This window comes from Formosa sejongensis (assembly GCF_033447105.1).
Lineage (GTDB): Bacteria > Bacteroidota > Bacteroidia > Flavobacteriales > Flavobacteriaceae > Formosa.
On sequence record NZ_JAWQUN010000026.1, the window covers coordinates 35,590 to 56,547 of the forward strand.

The window sequence follows — 20,958 nt, forward strand, 5'->3', positions numbered from 1 at the left end:
AGGCACTAGTTTCATTAGGTTTTTTAATTTTACTAATTGTTATATTATTTAACTAACTCTAATTCACCCGGCATCCAGGTTTTGTTGAACCAGCTTTCCTCAGGACCGTATAATCGAAACAGCACAGCCCATCCTCTTCCAGGAATGGTTTGTACCCAATTTTTTTCATGCCCTTTTGGAGCAGTTGGGCTAAACCAAATATCAATAGTTCCATCAGCATTGGTAACGATACCTTTGCTTGCAGTTCCTACACTTGGGAATGCTTGATCGGTTTGCAACATTGAACGCGTTTGACTGTCGTACGCAACGAGTGACCAGAAATCCTTAGCTGGAACGTTCGCCGGAAGCTGTATTTTGTAAGTCTTAGACCCATCAAGCGATTTTCCTTTGGAGTCTGTGGTCGACATAACGTACTGTGAACCGAGTCCTACCATTTTAAAAGCCATTGCAGGAGTGATTCCTGTATAACTGTAGTGGAATAGGTCGCGTGCAGCCAAATTGCGCACGCCTGGTTGTGATAGGAACTGGTAGCTACCACCAACAAATGTGAAGAACCATGAACTGCCAGGAGATAAGTACGCGTCATCCATTCGAGGCTGGAATGCAATAGTTCTTGCTGCTGCATTTCCAACAGCCACGGCTTCTGTAAGCGTCTTCTTAAGTTTATCATCAGGAGCAAAAGTTTTACCTTTCTCGATACCGATAGCAGCAAGCATACCTAAAATTTCCGGGCTGTAAGCCTCGTTTGGTTCTGCTTGGACAATCTCGTTGATGTCTGTATAGAAGCTATAGTCGTTGCTACCAATGGTATTGAAATCTTTGTCAGAAACATCGATATACTTCATCTCTGGCTGGTTGTTGATAGCGCTAAGAGGATACACTTTTGCGAATTTCTTGGTGTTTGCTACTGCTGTTGCTGTGCTACCGTCTTTGATGAATCCACGCCAGAAATACAGGTTCTGATACGTTTGAGAGCGCAATACGAAATAGCCTTGAGGCACCTCACCCTTATAGCCCGGTGGCAATAACAAGTACTTGCCTCCTTTACCTTTATCTGGTCCAGCGTTTCCGATATCACCTACATAGCGGAACCAGTGGTCGTTTACAATACCCAATACATCAGGTGGCGTTTCTAACACTAATGGTCCGTCTTTCAGATCCAACCACATCATACTGTAAATACTTTGCGTGTTGGCGGTTAAGAAAAGTGACCTCGCATTCATCAATTCTTCCATTATTAAAACAGTCTGGTTGTCACCTCCCATGCTCTTGATACCTCGACCAGCCGCATGGACTGACGCACCTGGTAGCGCGTAAAGAAATGCTTCAACACCATGCATAAAGTCGAGATACTCATAGAGTTTATCGGCAGTGTCTTGGGTCGGAGAGCCTTGTGGAAACTCTAGCGTTCCGATTCGAGACTCTATCTTAGCGGGCGTCGTGATAGACTCCGGGATAGGGGTCGTCATTTTTATCTTCGACGACTTTTGTGCATGACTTACATTTACGGCAAATACACCAATAAGTACTGCAGCAAAAATGTGAATTGATTTTTGTTTCATGATTTTAATATTTATATGATAATTAATGTTAATTGGATTATTGATACTAAAGACGTATTAGTTCTGTTATTGATTAGAAGAAAATTTAGTCTCAAGTATTTTATTTAGTAGCTTCCGATTTATGCAAAAGAGACGTCGGTAACATGACTGTTGCTTGTAGTCTTAACTGAGATGTAGGGCCAAAATCTGGAGAAACGATATTGTAATAATAACCTGCTTGAAAATTGACAGGAAGTTTGCCTCCTAGTTTTACAATTTTACCAATACCTGCTCCAATTGGAACGGTCCATTGTTGGCCGCTTTCTGCTTCCCAATTGGCAGTAATAATTGGAGACGTATTTAAATACAACCCTTTTGGTAAATTATAATTGGCAAAAACTTGAGCATAAAAGTTATTTACATCTTGCACATCTGAAGGACCTGCTACAGAAAAAGTATTGTTAATAACACCACCATACACCCATTTTTTACCCATTTTTAATACCACTATTGAGGGACCTACACTTAGTTTTTTAGAACCGAAATCAGCATTTCCTGCAGGGAAAGCAATAATAGGTCCAAATCCCCAAACAATTCCTTTAGACTTTGGTACATAAAACGCTGTAAAATTAATATTACTTACTCCAGAAACGGTACCAGAGGTTTCTGTAAAATCAGGTTGCCATAAAATTGGGATAATAGTTCTCGTAATAAGTTTACCATCAAAAAAAGGCAATACAGGTTGAATGTTTAATACATCTTGTGTTCTATCATTATTAGGACCGTATCCAAAATTAGTATTGTTTTGAAACGGAAAACTCATAATGTTAGCCAAAGGGTTTTGTGCTGCCTTAGCTAATTCTTCTGTAGATTCTTGAGCTTTCATTGCTGTAACGAATAGCAGTAAGCATAATAACGTAATTTTGTTTTTCATAATAACATTTAAATTTCGGTTCATATTTTATTCTAAAATTACTTTTATATCAAAGTTTAAAAAAGAGTCTTTCCTAAATCAGAATAAGAATAAACTTAAATAGGGTTTACTTTTTAGCAACTTTATTTCCTGTTAAAGCATTGGTAATAAAGGTTAGGTTAATTTGAAAATAATTTTGTTTTAACCGTTGTTTACTGCCATAGGTAGCCCCGTATTTAGCAACAGCTTGTAATCTGTTTGTCCAAAGCCAATAACCAACTTGCGCACCTAAAATTCCATTTTGGTCTTTAACAGTTCCATCCCAGTATACTCCAGAACCTGTATCGTCTCCAACTTGCCAGTTGTTACCACCATAGATACCTACCGATAATTTTTCGGTAAAATACATATCTAGTCCATAATCTAATGATAAGCGATTACCAGGTGTCACTTCTGCATCTTTAATTTTTCCTATAATTTCATAGGTAGGAGCGAACATTACAGCTAATGCTTTAGAGGTTTCTCCTTTAATTTTCATTGGATAATAGTAGGTGAAGACTTGAAATATATTACTCCAATAGCCTAACCCAGTATTGTTATTACCTCCTGGAGTATATTCTCCTGTAGGTGCATAAAACATATAGCCAGCAGTAATGTCAAACTCTTTTAAACCCCAAGATAAATACACGGGCATGACATTAAAATCTGAAAATCCAGAAACACTACTATTGCTACTTCCTTCTTGGCCTTGACCATCAATAATGCCACTTCTATTATATGCAATATCTGCATTTACCGTATTATAAGGTATCGAGATACCTGCAAGATAGGTTGCGCCTAAAACTTTTTGTTTGGCAACCCACATTAAAACAGGGTTATTAACGTATCCGCTAACATCGGTATTTAATGCAAAATCGGCTCCTAATGGACCTTCAATTTCAGTGACTTCATTTCCGTACTGATTATAATATTTGTCTCCTGAAAGAAATACATTATAATCTAAAAAAATCAAACCAGAAGCAGGTGCGGGGTCGGCAAAATCACGTATGCTAATAATTCCAGGTAAATAATGTCCTGTTTGTAAAGGAGATGCTAATTTAGGTTTCTCCTGTGCTTGTGCTTGAAAAGTTAAACAAGAGATAAACCCCCATAAAACCAACACTTGTGTAATTGTTATTTTCATTTTTTTATAATTAATTGAACTTCTATTTCTTCCTTAAGACTCTGTTGTAATGCTTCCATTTCGGTAAAATCTTCACTATGTATAATCTTTTTGTTTTTTAATTCCTGTATCATAGATTTACAAAGCATATAGTCTGAACACATATCTCGGAAGTTCTCATCGGTTTGAAATAAGAAATCAATCTGCTCTTCAAAATCCGGAAATAGTTGAATAATATAATCGACGTTTTTATGCATATTAAGACCGTCTAATTGAAGTTGGTATTGTAAATGTAAGGCTGTCTAGATAAAATAGTATGATTGGAACGGTTATGTAACGGTTCCAAAAGAGAGGTTGTTACGTTTTAAATAAGGCAGTGCGTATGCATTGAGAAGTGATAATAATGTGTTTTAAAACACACTTAAATAACTAATTTAAGCAATGGTAACACCAGCTTTTCTTGCACCTAAAATAATGGTATCAATTAAAGCGTCATCTAGTAAAAAGGAACTAAGGTATGTTTTAAGATTGGATAAAGTTTCCGAGAAATTTTCATGTAAGAGGTCTACTTCTGGTTTTGCGTCAGCGATCATACTCAATTGTCCTTTGGCAGCAGTCATCATCAAGGGAATCATGTAAATGTCATCTGAAGCATTCATTTTTTGAGCGTAACACAATGCTTCTTCATATTCACCACTGTGATAATAAGAAAAAAAGAAACCCAAATAACACCACCATGGACAGTAAGGATTGAGACTTAATGATTCTTGTAGCAAATTTAAACCGAGAAGATACTCACCCAAACACGTAAATGCAAAACCAAGAGTACTTTTTACAGATGGAGAAAGTGGGCCGAGTTCCATACTGTACTTTAGCGCTTCGGATGCTTCATTTTTCTTACCCAAATAAACGTTCGCCCACCCCCGGGTGATATTTCCAAATTGGGACCTAGGTGCAATGCTCAAGGCTTTGTCTAATAGCGAAATAGCTTCTGTTACGGGATCATCAACAGTTTTGTACCCAAGTGAATAGGTGAAAAGGTTTAAATCGCCCAAAATAATTAGGCACATCACATTATTAGGATCATGTAGTAAGGCCTTTTCTAAAGCCTTTCTACACAATATACAATCTGCTTCTGAATGTGTTATTTGCGTAAGATTAAACCATAATACAGCATCAAATGTTTGCAAATCTTGCTTCATATCACCCTCTACCAAACGGACTGTGTCACTTATAATAAGTCCATATTGACCGCTTAATATTGCAAATACATCATCATTAATCTGGTCTTGAATGTCTATTGTTTTGTCTTTTTCTAAATCGTGCGTATACTCTTTAGCCCATATTTGCATGCCATTCATGGTTTCGACTAATCCGACATTCACTCTAATCTTCGTAGCAGAGCGTTTAACAGAACCCACAATAACATAATGAACTCCTAAATCGGCTCCTACTATTCGGATATCTTCAATATGAGTCGCGTATTTTAATGTTGAAAAATGGGCCACCACAGCAATTTCTTCAGAAGCGCTAAAGATTCGTGTCAATTCTTCTCCAAACCCATCTACAAAAAATTGATATTCATCATCTGGTAGTAAGTTCCGAAAAGGTAATATAGCAAGGGTAAGTTTTGATCGTGAAAAAGTAAGAGGTTTGGTCTGAGCCATAGGTTCTGACTTTCCTGTTATTACTGTCTTTGGTTTGACGAGATGCGATCGAAACATAGGTACGTAAGTCCCTTTAACGACTTCAATTTTCATGGGGTCTATACTGCCTGGCCCCGCATAATAGGTGTGTAATAACCGTCTAAGTCTACCTGCATTAATTCTAACCGTAGCGTTTGATTGTGGGTCAAAATCTGCTGACTTCCCTAGGGCACTCACAGCAATGGTGTATTCTTTTAAGTTTTGGGTGTGGCCTTCAAGTGTTTCTTCAACAATAAATTTTAGAAATTTAGTTAATACTGCAGATTTAGAAAATGGCTTGCTAGATAGGATTCTATCTAATTCTTGTAGAATTTCTTTTTTTGAATAATTAGGTGTTATGTGGTTTTCTACTGAATTATTAGACATTGAAGTGTACTAAAAAGAGGTGGGTTAGTTTGTTTTTTTTTATCGATTAATCAAATGTAGTATTTTAATTGCAAAAATAAACATAAAAAAAAGCGATTTGGATGAACTACCAAATCGCTTTTAAACTAGTGTTAAATAGAATTATTATTTAAAGTTGTATTATTTTACTTCAATAACTTCGCTAGGTCTCCAAGTTTTGTCTAACCAAGGTTCTAGTGGGCCATACATTCTTAAGATAATATACCAACTCTTTCCAGGAATAGTTTGTAACCAGTTCCCTTCAAATCCTTCAGGTGCTTTTGGGCTAAAATACACATCCATTGAACCGTCTGCATTTTCCTTAAATCCTTTGGTTTGACTACCGACACTTGGTCTTGGCTGATCTGTTTGCAGCATAGAACGTGTTTGCGTGTCATAAATCGTGAATGCCCAGAAGTTATTTACGGGTACGTTTGGAGGTAAAGTCACTTTATACGTTTTAGAACCATCCATTGGTTTTTTATTGGAATCGACAAAAGCCATCCCATAATCCGAACCTTTACCAGGAATAGAAACCGCCATAGCAGGAGTAACGATAGTATAACCGTAGTAGTACCAAGCTCTGGCATCAGTATTCATGGTGTGTCCATCTTTACCATTAAAGAATACGTTTTTATCTAAGAAAGCCATCACCCAAGCACTGTTCGTATCAGGGTAAATTTGTATGCCTTTCATAGTGCCTGCAGTGCCACTTGTTCTTGGGTACCATATGGTAGAACGTATTGTAGCATTACCAATGGCAACAGCATCTGTTAGGATTTTTTTCATTCTAGCGTCTGGAGCAAAAGGTTTCCCTTTTTCAATACCAATAGAAGCAAATAAACCTCTAGTTTCCGGGTCTAGCATTTCTAATGGTTCATACTGAATCACTTCATTAATTTCTTCATAGAAAGAATAATCATTATGGTGAACTGTATTAAATGATTTATCAGATGCATTTACAAAATTCATTTCAGGAATATTATCTGCCATAGACAATGGATACACTTTTACATTGTCCTCTGCTATTTTCGCTGCTTTTTCTAAACCTTCAGCAATAGATAGACGCATAAAATTCCATGTTATGTTCGTATTTGACTTTACAACGAAGTAGCCTGAAGGGATATTACCTTCGTAATTTGGAGGCAATACTAGGAATTTTCCACCTTTACCTTTGTCCGGTCCAAAAACACCAATATTCTCAACAAATTCAAACCAGGCATTGTCGAATCCACCAAGTAACCCTGGAGGAGCCTCAACGACCATTGGTCCATGTTTTTTTAAATCTAACACAGCAGCAACGTATAGTGTAGATGTGTTTCCTGTAAGGAATATTCCTTTAGAGTCTAATAATCCTGCAAAGATCATGATATCATTGAAGTTTTTACCTGCACCAATTACTTTTGGTCCTTCGATCAATCCTCTAAGTGAAGCGCCTTGTATACCTTTTAAAAAGGCATCAATACCACGCGAACGATCAAGATTGTCATACACTAATTGTACAGTTTCTTGGGTTGGCGTACCATCAAAAAAGTTTAATGTTCCAATAGATGTTTCTACCACATCTGGTGTTAATATCCCTTTTGGAATATCTGTGGTTTGTGTATACGTTCCAACAGCAGGCTCTTCGTTAATGACCTCTGATTTAGTAACAGTATCTTCTTTTTTTGTTTCCTGGCAACTAAAAAAAGCTGTTAGAATAACTCCAGTAATTAATAATTTGTAATTCATTCTTTTGGTGGTTAAAATTCATATCAAAATTAACACAAAAAAAATTAAAAATAAAAGCGATTTGAATATACATTCAAATCGCTTTTAAAACGCTTATTTATTGTTGAATTATTTAACCAATTCTACTTCACTTGGTCTCCAAGTTTTATTTATCCATGGTTCAAGAGGACCATACATTCTTAAGATTGGAAACCAACTCTTTCCTGGTATCGTTTGCAACCAATTGCCTTCTCTACCAGCTGGAGCTTTTGGTCCGAAGTAAAGATCATAAGAACCATCTTTATTTTTTTTGATGCCTTTGTCTTGACTACCAACTGTTGGAAAAGGTTGGTCTGTTTGTAGTAACGAACGTGTTTGCGTGTCGTATAAAGTAACCGCCCAGAAATCGTTCACGGGAACATTAGGAGGCAGGTGTAATTTATAGGTTTTAGATCCATCGAATGGCTTCTTGTCGGCATCTAAATGCGCCATTGCATAATCAGAACCTGCACCTGCATGTGTTAATGCCATAGCTGGAGTTACTCCAGTGGCGTTGTAAAGAAAGAACACTCTGGCGTCTAAATTCATTGCGCCATTGTCAATAAACGACGTGTTTTTGTTGGCATAACCCATAGACCAAGCACTATTAGTATCTGGATAAATTTGAATCCCGCTAATACGTGGCTTATAAGTAATGGCACGAGCAGTAGCCGATCCAATATCTGCAGCTTCAATCAATATTTTCTGCATACGTGCATCTGGATTAAAAGGTTGGCCTTTAATAATACCTATTGCTGCTAAAGTACCACGCATTTCAGTTTCAATCGCATCAATTGGTTCTGCTTGAACAACTTCATTTATACCTTCGTAAAAACTCAAACCACGAGTTGAAACTGTATTGTAGCTTATAGGAGACCAGTTAATAAATTCGGTAGTAGGAGGATTACTAGCTTTTGAAAGCTCATAAATTTTAAGTCCATCTTCAATGTTCTTTACAGCTGGTTCAAGTCCTTTAGCTATTGAACCCCGTAAAAACATCAGGTTGTTATTGGTTGTCATTTTAACTACAAAATAGCCAGAAGGTACCTCTCCGGTATAACCTGGAGGCAATAGTAAATATTTGCCACCTTTTCCTTTATCTGGACCAATAACACCCATGTTTTCGACAAAACGAAACCAAGCATCATCTAGAAAACCTAACATCCCTGCAGGAAGTTCAACCACTAATGGACCTTTGCTTAAATTAAGGTAAGTTAGCGCATATAACGTTGACGTGTTACCTGTAAGATAAAGTGATCTAGGCTTTAGTAACTGTGCAGAAATACTAACCTTATTAGAGGCGTTTACACCAATTCCTGCATTTCCAGTACGCAAAGCATAAAGGGAAGCGGCACCTTGGTTGTCTAGAAATACCTGAACTGCACGCGAGCGATCTAGGTTATCGTAAACCGTATTTATTGTAGCGTCTGTTGGAACTCCATCAAAGAATTCAAGGTTACCAATAGATGTTTCCACATGGTTAGGCATTCCTATCTCATTTAAAAGTTCCTGTGAAACCCCTTCATTTTGTGCGTATGCTAATGTTGATGTCGCTATGCTGACAGCAAAAAGGGCAAGGGCATTTAATTTTATTTTTTTCATGATTCTTAATATTTTATAATTAATTGAAATCGTGCTTTTAGATGACATCGTTTTAATTACTTAGTCAACAATCTTTACACCTGGAGGTCCCCAAGTACCTTTTCCTGGAGGCAATACAGAAGAAGCATCTGTTGCAGGAGATGGATAGTACATACGTAATGCCAAGTAAATTGGACCGTTTGGTGCCGGCAACCAGTTTGATTCTTTATCTTTTCCTGGCGATTTATATTGTATGTAAATGGTTAAAGAACCATCGGCATTTTTTTTCATATTAGGAACCATAGGTGAGTTTACCAAGTAACGATCGATAGGATTTTCAACTAACAACTGACTGTCACTATAGTACATGGTTATAGACCAAAAAGCATTTACTGGAGGTAATTCATCTTTAGCAAACGTAAGGGTGTAATTTTGCTTACTACCATCAAGTGTTCCTCCATTTTCATCTACACGAGATAATAAGTACATGGCTTCTTCAGCATTACTACCGTAAATTCCAGCTCGTCCTCCTGCAGCACGCTTTAACCAATCTCCTTTATAGAAATTAATGTCTCCCCACAACGATCCAACTTGCCAACCATGAACATCTGTTGCTCCACTAGCAACATCCTTAGCAACTTTAGCATCACCAGCTTTCATTCCTTCTTCCATAGCTTGTTTTTGTTCTGCTGTAAGCTTGTTTATATCGAATGCCATTCCTGAACCAATTCCAATTTTAGCTAATTTTGCACGTATGTCTTTGTCATATTCCGATTCTGGAATATAATTAAGCGCAGCACTTAGGTAACTATAAAAATTAGCAAGAACACCTTTTGATGTTGCAGGTAGAAAATCAATTACTGGTGCTGCAGTTGGTGCAGGCGTACCAAGGAATGCAGAAAGCACTTCAACCTTAAATCCATTCTGCACTTTTACAACATTTGGTAAATCGGCAGGATCAAACAGTTGTGTACGGAAAATGGTAAACATAAATGGTGTAGTCGAACGGAAGACTTTATTAACACCTTTAGGCGTCTCACCATTCCAATCTGGACCAACAACAGCGTAAGAACCAGCTTCGTTACCGGTAGCACGGGTTCCTATATAGCCATCGTTGTATAAATTTCCATCTACCATTTGAACTGAATAGTAACGATTCTTGTCTACTTTAGGAACCGTTATTACAACCGGTTCTGCACGCAAATCCAACCATGCAACCGAGTATGGGGTATCACTATTTGGACTTAGAATAGCAGTATCTTCATAAGTATATACCCGTGGTTCACTCTTAATTTGATTAAAAGGTGCTTTATATTGATTCGTATTCTTATCTACCGCATATTCGTTCATAATAGCGTAGTTCATCACTAATGGTAAGCCAAAAATGAAGCCTTCTTCTGCGATCGCTTTGTAGTCTGCTACGCTAACCGAATCACTAATTTTTTCAGTAGTCTCTTTTTCTTTTTTATCAGATTGTTTGCAACTGGTAGTAAATGCCAAGGCTCCAAAACAGATTAGAGAAACAATTTTTAATGCATTTTTATTCATGATTAATTGATTTAAATACGTATTCCTTTAGTTTATTTTTTATTGGGTTAAGACTTTTAAAACCTTATTTCTTTTCACCCTTTTTTAAAATCGAAGTAGGCAACATCATGGTCGCTTGGAATCTCAATTGAGATTTTGGTCCAAAATCAGGTCTAACAACATTGTAATAATAACCCGCATATAAGTTTAACGGAAGTTTACCTCCTAATTTTACAATTTTACCTATACCGGCTCCAACGGGTACAATCCACTTTTGCCCGTCTTCAGCTTCCCAATTGGCTGTGAAAATAGGTGCTGAATTAACATACAAGCCTTTTGCTATGTTGTAATTGACAAAGACTTCGGAATAGAAACTATTGATATCTGCAACATCCGAAGGTCCTGCTACAGAGAATGTATTATTGATAACCGTACCATAGACAAACTTTTTACCCATTTTAACGAATACTAAGGATGGTCCAACACTCAGTTTTTTAGAGCCAAAATTAGCATCTCCTATAGGAAATGCTACAATAGGTCCAAATCCCCAAATAAATCCTTTAGATTTAGGTACATAAAAAGCCGTAAATTCAATATTACTCATGCCAAAATCAGAACCTGATGAGTGTTCAAAATCAGGCTGCCAAACAAATGGAAGAATAGTTCGTGTTATAATCTTACCATCCATTAACGGGATTACGGGTTCAATGTTTAACACATTTTGAGTTCTGTCATTATTAGGTCCATAGCCAAAATTACCATCGTATTGGAATGGAAAACTCATAATGTTTGCCAAAGGGTTTTGTGCCGCTTTAGCTAATTCTTCTTGAGATTCTTGTGCATTCATTACAGTAACGAATAACATTAAGCATAATAAAGTAATTTTATTTTTCATAAGTGTTTTTAATTGTTGATTAAGTTTCGTGTTTTCTGTCTGTTTATATTTATTTAAAGAGCGTTAATTTCATTCAAAATTTCAGCTTCTAGGTTCTGTTGTAATTCTTCAAACTCAGCAATTTCCTCCTTATGTTTAGTAATGTCCTCTTGTCTTTTTAAGACCATAGAAAGGCATAGTATATAATCGGAACATAGCTCTCTGAAGTTTTCGTCGGTACGAAATAAAAAAACGATCTGCTCTTCAAAATCCGGAAATAGTTGAACAATAGTTTCGATTTTTTTAGACATAAGACACGTGCATAATTTACATTTGAGTTGTAAATGTACGATGGTCTAATAAAAAATGCAGAAGATATACCGTTACGTAACCGTTACACGGTTAGTGTATAGTGTTGTTAGTTAGTGTTTTATGTGTTTATGTAGGGGAAAGGGTACCTTGTGTTGTAACGTGTTTTAAGACAATGATTTAGGGAATAAGAAGACCTGATTTTTTTGCTCCATTTATAATCTCGTCAATCAAAGACTCATCCAATATAAATGTACTGAGGTAGGTTTTAAGTTGAGATAGAATGTCTGAGAATTTTTCATTTAATAGATGCACTTCAGATTGTGCATCGTCTATGGCTCCTAGTTGCCCTTTCGCTGCTGCGTTTAATAGCGGTATTAAATAGACATTATCTGAAGCATACATTTTTTGAGCACACTCTAAAGCCTCTTCATATTTCTTACTTTTATAATATACAAAATACAAGCCCATATAATACCACCATGGACAATACGGATTGAAATCTAATGCTTCTTTAATTAATAAGTAACCCTGTTTGTATTCTCCTGAACAAGAAAGTCCAAAGCCAAGTGTACCTTTAAAAGTAAGTGAAGGTGGCGCAAGTTGCATGCTATAATTAAAAGCCTGAATCGCTTCTTTTTTCTTACCCAAATAAACATTTACCCAACCCAATAATAGATTTCCAAATTGCGAAAAAGGAGATATTAGCAATGCTTTCTGTATGAGTTTATAAGCCTCATTTATGGGGTTATCAATGGTTTTATATCCGAGAGAATAGCAAAAAAGATACAAATCACCCAAAGTTAACAAACACATTATATGATTAGGATCATTATGCAAGACCTTTTCTATCGCTTTTCTACATTTTATACAATTTTCTTCATAATGTGATATCTGGGCGTAATTATACCAAAGTATAGCATCAAATGCTTGTAAGTCTTGGTTCATATCATCATCTACCAAACAGTGCAAGGTATCTTTAAAAATAAACCCATAATGCCCACTTAAAATACTAAAAACATCTTCATTAATTTGGTCTTGTATATCTATGGTTTCGTTTTTATCTAAATCGTGTGTATAGGTTTTAGACCATATTTGCATGCCATTTAAAGTTTCAACTAATCCAATATTTATCTTTATTTTTTTTGTTGATCTTTTTACAGACCCAATTATAATATAATGCACGCCTAAGTCTGCACCAATACTTCGAACATCTACGTTATGTGATTCGTACCGGAGTGTTGAATAGTGAGCAACGACCGATATTTCTTCAGAAGTGCTAAAGATTCTTGTTAATTCTTCTCCGAAGCCATCCACAAAAAATTGATAATCATCATCCGCACATAAATTTCGAAAGGGGAGAATAGCAAGGGTTAATTTTGATCGTGAAAAGGAATGTGCTGCAGGTGTTGATTCTTCTTTTAATACACTCTTTTTACTAGTTATTTCTTGAGTTCGAAATACAGGAACGTAGGACCCTTTAATCACCTCAATCTTTAAAGTATTTGTTTTTCCAGGACCATTATAATAGGCTTTTAATAAACGTCTAAGTCTACCCGCATTAATTCTAACAATGGCGTTTGATTGTGGATTGAAATTGGTAGCTTTTCCTAAGCCATATACAGCAATGGTATATTCTTTGAGCTCCTTAGTATGGCCTTCTAGTGTTTCTTCTACAATAAATTTTAGAAAATTGGATAACACTGCAGAACGAGAAAATGGATCACTAGATAAGATACGCTCTAATTCCTGAAGAATTTCTTTTTTGGAATACTTATGTATTAAGTGATTTTCTTCTAAATTATCTGACATTGAACTGTGCTATGTAATGTGTATTAATTTGGGGTTTGAAATAGATTAATCAAATGTAGTATTTTAATGGTAAATTAAAAACTCAAATAAAAAAAAGCGATTTGAGTTGTTCTTTAAATCATTTTTTTAAGTGTAATTAATTCTACTTTAGAATTAGGAAGATATAAAGAGAAAGTACAAATACATTAATTAGATAACCATGCGTGTTAAGCCATACATTTGTTTTTTCCATAATTCCAGGACCTTTGTTTCCTAAAATTTTATAAATAAATAGCGGTGTTGAAGCAAGGACTAATACTGCAATAAAAAACGGAACAGCGCTTAAAATTGTACTGTGATTTACATTGATAAGATTACCAATTGTAAATTCAACAGCGATGTCGGCAGGCATTAAAGCAATGAGTGCAAAACCTATTAAAGCAACTTTTTTTAACGAACAGGTCAATACATTCGTCATCCATTTTGGTTTCTGCGTGATTTTTTTTCGATTTTTGATTGTACGTATTAAAACAAATACTAGAACTGCGACAAGTATATATTTTATAACAGGTTTTCCTGTAATTGCTATTTTATGAAAATGGGTTATGGATATGAGATAGGAATATAAATAAGTCATCCCAATCAAGGATGCTACAACAGAAAAGATATAAATTAAAGAACTTTGTACAGCATCTTTTCTAGTGATTAATAACATGGCAACTAAAATTTGCGGTCCTAACATAATTGTTAGCGACAAAGGAATAAATGTGGTTTCGGTCATTACAGGCTGGGATAAATTTTAAAATAAAATAACAGATTTAAAACTAATCGTGTTCTAAATAATATTATATGTTCATTTTTTTCATTGATAAAAAGATCCTTCGACTTCGCTCTGGATAAACCAAGCAAAAAAAATCTAGGCTTACGAACTTTTATCTAAATTTTTCGTTCACTATCTAAATTTAAAGAACTCGCTACTAAAAATCAACAATATAGAAACATACGTTTAGCTCAAACAGCTTTAAATTTCACGATACTTTCTCTTCAAATTTTACGATAAATTTTCGATAGGCCACAAAAAAAAAAATTCAACTTATATAGAAAAGGACCTACCTAAACACAAGTAATTTCATAAAGTTAGCAGTTGCAAATCTTTTTAAAAAAAGAAATAAATCGTTTAGTACGCTATTAATTTAAAACCTTAATTTAACTAGGTTATTTCATTGATATATTCAAATTTAATATTTTTTGATTGATTCGGCTTCATTCTTAATGTTTTTCAAATTCACCGATTGTAATAGGTCTCGAAATGGTGTTTTTAAACATTGTTTTATGGCACTTTATAATTAGTGAAATAATGCCAAATAAAAAAGCGATTTGAATATACATTCAAATCGCTTTTTTAATTTATATATAATGCACTATTAATTTTTTGAAAAGCTAATTTTTTTAGTTGGATGTTTCCAAATATGCATCTAATGGTGTTAGGTTTTGAGCGTTTCTCATATCCTCTGACAGTGCTTGGGCTTCAGTAACCATTTTAGCCGTTAAACCAGAAGTTGCAGAAATATTTGTCTTAGCATTATTTTCGGGAGAATTATCCATTGTTGTAGACATTATAAGTAATGCTATACCTGCTACCTTATTTACAGGAACACCATCTCCACGTATATACAACATCCCTAAGTTACCTACAGCTAAACCATCACCTTGTACCGAAGCCTTACGATACCATTCATTTGCTTTTTCAAAATTAACAGAGGTACCAATCCCATTTTCAAAACATACTCCAAGATTGAATTGTGCAGCAGAGCTTCCGTTCTTTGCAGCTATTTCATACCAAGAAAAAGCTTCTTTATTATTATTAGCAACCCCAATACCTTGCTCATACATGGTGGCTACGTTAAACTGGGAATCTACATGACCTTCTTCTGCAGCAGCCATAAAATATTTAAATACTAACGGCATGTTATTGTCATCTAACGCTTCAACTCCTTTATTAAAATTAGCTATACCTTTAGCTTGGTCAGCAACTGCCTCTTTAGTTTGTTCGGGAACTTCCTCTTTAACTTTTTCAGTGACTTTTTCGTTAGATTTATCAGAAATTTTTCCGTTACATGATAGTAATACAAGGAAACAAGCACTAAGAAAAAGCGTTTGAAGTTTGAATATTTTTATTTCTAAGCGTTTCATTTTTAGTTATTATTAGCGTTGATTTATTTTAATTGTTTAAATGTATTATTTTTATAGGGAACTAAAAAAAAAGGCGATATGAAATCTAGATTCAAATCGCCTTTATAATTTTAATACATAGTGTTATTTAACCAATTTAACTCTTACTTGGTCTCCAATTCTTGTCTAATCAAGGTTCATTCAGATTGACATAAAGCGTAAAACTACTTGTCATTTCTATTTAAATGAAAACTTGAATAATTTTCACTTCCGGCCTAATCACTGGTTTCCAATATATTCAGGCAGAACCTTATTTTGAATGATTAAGCCTTTATGGTTTTAATAAATTAAAAGTAAGTTTACTTATAAACTCAAATGGTGTTTTGTAGTCTTCTGGGGCTACAGCTGTATGTCGAAAGTTTCCTTCGATTTGAAAATTAGAACCCCATATTCTCTACAAAATATAGAAATAGTTTAACAACAATAACTTCTACTTTTTTATACAGATTACTACAGCCTAAATATAAAACAGTCTAGCCAAAAATAGTAAGAATGTAACGGTTTGCAATAGTTGTGTTTTAAGATTAACGTATTGTTATTAAGTGTGTTATTGATGTTAAGTTAGAGGGTGTTTTTTTGAAAGCGAAATTTAAACAACTCTTTTAAGAAATAGTTACACCGGTTTTTCCTGCTCCAATAATAATATTATCAATTAAAGCCGCATCTAGTATAAAGGAGCTGAGGTATAATTTAAGATTCGATAAGATTTTTGAGAAATTTTTATGTAATAGATGTATTTCAGGGTGCGCATCAGCACTCATATTCAATTGTCCTTTTGCGGCACACATTAGTAATGGTACTAGGTAAACATCTTCTGAGGCCTTCATTTTTTGTGCATATTTAAGGGCTTCTTCATAGTGTTCGTTATGATAATAACCAAAGAAAAGTCCCATATAATACCAATACGGACAATATGGGTTGAGATTTAGTGCTGTTTGCAACAAATTATGACTCCGTTTATACTCACCTACGCAAGCAAAGGCAAAGCCAAGTGTACCCATAGATGAGGGAGATAAAGAAGAAGGAGCAAGTTGCTCACTATATTTTAATGATTCGATAGCTTCTTTTTTCTTACCCAAATGAATATTTTTCCAACCCCGTTGAATGTGTGCATATTGTGAAAAAGGTGCTAATAGGATTGCTTTTTCTATGAATTGACTGGCTTTGTTAACAGGGTCTTCTACAGCGTAACCATATGAGTAGCAACAAAGATAAATTTCTCCCAATATTAACAAACACATCACATTGTTCGGGTCATTTTGTAAGGTCTTTTCTAAACCTTTTATAGCTTCTAAGAAATCGTTTTGAGAATGCGTTAATTCAGCATGATGGAACCATAGTACAGCATCAAAAGCTTGTAAATCTTGCTTCATGTTGCTTCCAACCAAACGCATGGTATCCTTTATAATAAAACCATATTGGCCACATAATAAAGCAAAGACATCGTTATTAATTTGGTCTTGTATGTCTATTATTTTATCTTTTTCTAAATCGTGAGTATACTCTTTAGACCAGATTTGCATGCCATTCATGGTTTCAACCAATCCGACATTCACTCGAATCATTTTAGCAGAACGTTTTACAGATCCTAGGATAACATAGTGTACACCCAGATCAGAACCAACATTTCTAATGTCTTCAATATGTGTAGCGTACTTTAATGTTGAAAAATGGGCAACTACTGCGATTTCTTCAGAAGTACTAAAAATTCGCGTTAATTCTTCTCCAAATCTATTGACAAAAAAATCATATTTATTATCTGGCAATAAATTGCGAAATGGTAATATGGCAAGGGTGAGTTTTGATCTTGAAAAAGTAACGGGTTTAGTATGAACTACAGGTTTAATATCTCCCTTTATTTCTGTCTTTGGATTGATAATGTGTGATCGAAATACGGGGACATAGGTGCCTTTAATAACCTCAATTTTAATGGGATTTGTAATTCCTGGACCGGTATAATATTCGTTTAATAACCGTCTAAGTCTTCCTGCATTAATTCTAACAGTGGCATTTGATTGCGGGTTAAAATTTGTCGATTTCCCTAAACCACTAACAGCAATGGTGTATTCCTTTAAATTATGGGTATTGCCTTCAAGCGTTTCTTCAATAATAAATTTGAGAAATTTCGTTAACACATGAGTGCGCAAGAAGAGTTCATGAGATAGAATACGATCTAATTCCTCTAGAATTTCTTTTTTTGAATATCTGGGTACTATGTGTTTCTCTGCTAAATTATCCGACATTTAGGTGTGCTATGTAACGTGTGTTAATTTGGGTTTTAAAATAGATTTATCAAATGTAGTATTTTTAAAACGAACATAAAAGACAGAGTTTGAATGTCCGGTATGTATCATGATAAGATGGTCTTATCTGGTTACCTATAGAAGATTTAGACTGTAAATATTGATTTTTTTGTACTAAAAAATTAGATGCATATTTTATACTAGATTCCATTGATAAACAGTAATATTATTTTAAGAGGACATTCCGAAGAAAAAAATAGTATTAACTTTATAAGAGGACAGACCGTTTTTATTCAGTGATTAACAAAAAAAGAAAAAAGATGAATGTTATACAATTTCAAGACAAACCATTAGCGCATTATTCGTACGCTATAATCAGTAATAATGAAATGGCTATTGTAGATCCTTCAAGAGATCCGAGACCTTATTATGTGTTAGCAGAAAAACACAATGCACATATAAAAGCCGTTTTTGAAACCCATCCTCATGCCGATTTTATAAGTAGTCACTTACAAATACACGAAGAGACTGGTGCAAAAATATATGTAAGTAAATTGCTGGGTGCGAATTATGAACACCAAACGTTTGATGATGGAGATACGGTTAAAATTGGTGCGCTTACATTTTCTGCTATAAACTCTCCAGGACATTCACCAGATAGTATTACCATTATTGCGAATGATGACGTTGATAATTATGCAATGTTTTCTGGTGACACGCTATTTATAGGAGATGTTGGAAGACCGGATTTACGAGAGAAGGCAGGTAATATGAAGGCTAAACGTGAAGAGTTAGCTAAAAATATGTATGCGACCATAAAAACTAAATTTAAACATTTACCAGATCGTACAATCGTATATCCTGCACATGGCGCAGGCTCTTTATGTGGTAAAAATATGAGTACAGATGCGTCCAGTACCTTAGGAAAAGAGAGACAAGAGAATTGGGCGTTTAAAGATTTAACTGAAGATGAATTTGTGAATCATATTTTAAAAGATCAACCCTTTATACCGTCTTATTTTGGTTTTAATGTGGATGTAAATAAAGCCGGAGCAAATCCTTTTGAAAAGGCGTTTTGTGGGATTCCTTTTAAGTTTGGAATTAGTGATTTTAAGACCACTAGTGATTTGATTATCGATGTAAGGTCGGGAGCAGATTTTAAAGCTAATTATCTTAAAGGAAGTATAAATATAGGAGCAGAAACCGAAGATGATAAAGTTGAAACCTGGTTGGGATCTATTGTTGAACCTCATGAATCATTTCATTTGGTTATAAATAGTATAAACGATCGTAAAACCATTTTTAGTCGTATTGCAAAAATTGGATATGAAAAACAAATTAAATCAGTAATGACTTTAGGATCGGATACTTTTGAAACCTATGAAGCATTAGATCTTGAAAACTTTAAAAAACACACAGATGCATATACTATTATTGATGTGCGGAATACAAGTGAAGTAGAAGCTGGTAAGATTTTTGAAAGTGCCATTTCAATTCCTTTACATCAATTACGGGATTCAATCACTAAAATTCCTACAGATAAACCCATTGTAGTGCATTGTGCAGGCGGTTATAGAAGTGCTGCCGGTAGCAGTATTATTTCAAGCGTAATACATCGTGTTTCCGTATACGATCTTAGCGACAATGTAGCCGACTTTGATGTGTAGTTACTACGTAATTGTGCCCAATTAAAAAATTCCGTTTCATAAGATAATTCAAATTAAATGATTGTATCTTTGATAGTATCAAATGATAGTATCACGAATGAAACCACCTTACGAAATAACAGCTGCTATTTTAAAATTAATTACTTCTATTTCAGTAAAAATAGGAGAAGTCAATGCTAATTTTTTAAACAAACCTTCACCTAAATTGAGAAAACAGAATAGAATCAAAACTATTCATTCTTCTTTAAAAATAGAAGGAAACACACTTACAGAAGAACAAATAACAGCACTTCTTGAAAACAAAAGAGTTATTGGTCCTAAAAAAGATGTTCTTGAAGTTTTAAACGCAATTAAAATTTATGAAAATTTAGAAGATTACAACCCTTCAAATGAAAAATCCTTTTTAAAAGCACATCAAAACTTAATGGAAGGTTTAATTGAAAATTCTGGAAAATATAGAAATCAAAGTGTCGGAATTGTAAAAGGCTCAAAAGTTGAGCCTTTAGCACCACCTTTTGGAAATGTGCCATACTTAATGAAAGACCTTTTTGAATATTTGAAAAAGTCTGATGAAATTGAATTAATAAAAAGTTGTGTTTTCCATTACGAAATGGAATTTATACATCCTTTTTTTGATGGAAATGGCAGAATGGGAAGATTATGGCAAACTTTAATTTTAATGGAAAAATATCCAATCTTTGAGTTTTTGCCTTTTGAAACTTTAATCAGTAATGACCAAGGCAACTATTACAAAGCTTTGGCTGAAAGTGATAAATCTGGAAAATCAACTAAGTTTATTGAATATATGCTAAACGTAATTGACATTTCAATAAGTGAATTATTAGATTTTAATAATCGCACGTTTAATGAAAAAGACAGATTAGATTATTATGTTTCATTAAATAAAGCTGAACTTACAAGGAAAGATTATATGGATATTTTTAAAAATATTTCTTCTGCAACTGCCAGTAGAGATTTAAAGAAAGGAGCTGAATTAGATTTATTTGAAAAAATAGGAGAAAAAAATAAAACAATCTATCGTTTAAAATAACTAAGCCAAGCCGTGTACAATTAATTGCTTGATTATTACCTACTTGCGAAAATACTCACGTATTTTCTATTTGCTAACTTAATCGCTAAACCACGCAACAAACCATAGTGTGCCAAGAATCAACCACGGCAATAAAATGGTTGAATGCTGTAAATAAGATGATGGTAGGTCCATCAGAGTCGTTGTATAGGCGATGGCTCTAAACCACCTAAAGGTGCTGCAATTAAT

Annotated in this window: 16 protein-coding genes; 2 read left to right on the forward strand and 14 right to left on the reverse strand. The window is 34.6% G+C overall.

Going from position 1 to position 20,958, the window contains the following annotated elements:
• Positions 1-44: 44 nt before the first annotated feature.
• The 14 genes from R6X41_RS17360 to R6X41_RS17425 form a co-directional block, all read right to left on the reverse strand.
• Entirely contained in the window at positions 45-1,562 is a 1,518-nt protein-coding gene (locus tag R6X41_RS17360) for a DUF1254 domain-containing protein (RefSeq protein ID WP_318501622.1), read from the reverse strand.
• A gap of 100 nt (positions 1,563-1,662) precedes the next feature.
• On the reverse strand, positions 1,663-2,475 hold the full coding sequence (locus R6X41_RS17365; RefSeq protein ID WP_318501623.1) for a hypothetical protein: 813 nt from the start codon (positions 2,473-2,475) through the stop codon (positions 1,663-1,665).
• A gap of 106 nt (positions 2,476-2,581) precedes the next feature.
• Complete coding sequence (locus R6X41_RS17370; RefSeq protein WP_318501624.1) at positions 2,582-3,637, reverse strand: SphA family protein; 1,056 nt, start codon at positions 3,635-3,637, stop codon at positions 2,582-2,584.
• Positions 3,634-3,873 carry a hypothetical protein gene (locus R6X41_RS17375; RefSeq protein ID WP_318501625.1) on the reverse strand — a complete coding sequence of 80 codons (240 nt, stop codon included), beginning with the start codon at positions 3,871-3,873 and terminating at the stop codon, positions 3,634-3,636. The genes R6X41_RS17370 and R6X41_RS17375 overlap by 4 nt, the downstream gene beginning before the upstream one ends.
• A gap of 177 nt (positions 3,874-4,050) precedes the next feature.
• The gene (locus tag R6X41_RS17380; RefSeq protein WP_318501626.1) at positions 4,051-5,688 is read right to left on the reverse strand and encodes a tetratricopeptide repeat protein; all 1,638 of its coding nucleotides are present in this window, start codon (positions 5,686-5,688) and stop codon (positions 4,051-4,053) included.
• Between the two features lie 159 nt (positions 5,689-5,847).
• On the reverse strand, positions 5,848-7,437 hold the full coding sequence (locus R6X41_RS17385; RefSeq protein WP_318501627.1) for a DUF1254 domain-containing protein: 1,590 nt from the start codon (positions 7,435-7,437) through the stop codon (positions 5,848-5,850).
• Between the two features lie 108 nt (positions 7,438-7,545).
• The gene (locus R6X41_RS17390; protein ID WP_412176280.1) at positions 7,546-8,769 is read right to left on the reverse strand and encodes a DUF1254 domain-containing protein; all 1,224 of its coding nucleotides are present in this window, start codon (positions 8,767-8,769) and stop codon (positions 7,546-7,548) included.
• 348 nt (positions 8,770-9,117) lie between these two features.
• A complete protein-coding gene (locus R6X41_RS17395) occupies positions 9,118-10,584 on the reverse strand; it encodes a DUF1254 domain-containing protein (protein ID WP_318501629.1) in 1,467 nt (488 codons plus the stop codon).
• A gap of 64 nt (positions 10,585-10,648) precedes the next feature.
• A complete protein-coding gene (locus R6X41_RS17400) occupies positions 10,649-11,458 on the reverse strand; it encodes a hypothetical protein (RefSeq protein WP_318501630.1) in 810 nt (269 codons plus the stop codon).
• Between the two features lie 53 nt (positions 11,459-11,511).
• The gene (locus tag R6X41_RS17405; RefSeq protein WP_318501631.1) at positions 11,512-11,748 is read right to left on the reverse strand and encodes a hypothetical protein; all 237 of its coding nucleotides are present in this window, start codon (positions 11,746-11,748) and stop codon (positions 11,512-11,514) included.
• Positions 11,749-11,926: 178 nt separating this feature from the next.
• A complete protein-coding gene (locus R6X41_RS17410; protein ID WP_318501632.1) occupies positions 11,927-13,558 on the reverse strand; it encodes a tetratricopeptide repeat protein in 1,632 nt (543 codons plus the stop codon).
• A 142-nt stretch (positions 13,559-13,700) separates the two neighbouring features.
• Positions 13,701-14,318, reverse strand: a complete 618-nt coding sequence (locus R6X41_RS17415; RefSeq protein WP_318501633.1) for a GAP family protein — start codon at positions 14,316-14,318, stop codon at positions 13,701-13,703.
• 668 nt (positions 14,319-14,986) lie between these two features.
• The gene (locus R6X41_RS17420; protein WP_318501634.1) at positions 14,987-15,730 is read right to left on the reverse strand and encodes a tetratricopeptide repeat protein; all 744 of its coding nucleotides are present in this window, start codon (positions 15,728-15,730) and stop codon (positions 14,987-14,989) included.
• A 641-nt stretch (positions 15,731-16,371) separates the two neighbouring features.
• Positions 16,372-18,012 (reverse strand): tetratricopeptide repeat protein, encoded by a 1,641-nt coding sequence (locus R6X41_RS17425; RefSeq protein ID WP_318501635.1) that lies wholly within the window; start codon positions 18,010-18,012, stop codon positions 16,372-16,374.
• 320 nt (positions 18,013-18,332) lie between these two features.
• Between R6X41_RS17425 and R6X41_RS17430 the strand changes: the two genes are divergently transcribed.
• A complete protein-coding gene (locus R6X41_RS17430; protein ID WP_318501636.1) occupies positions 18,333-19,679 on the forward strand; it encodes an MBL fold metallo-hydrolase in 1,347 nt (448 codons plus the stop codon).
• Positions 19,680-19,776: 97 nt separating this feature from the next.
• Positions 19,777-20,730, forward strand: a complete 954-nt coding sequence (locus R6X41_RS17435) for a Fic family protein (protein WP_318501637.1) — start codon at positions 19,777-19,779, stop codon at positions 20,728-20,730.
• Positions 20,731-20,958 lie beyond the last annotated feature (228 nt).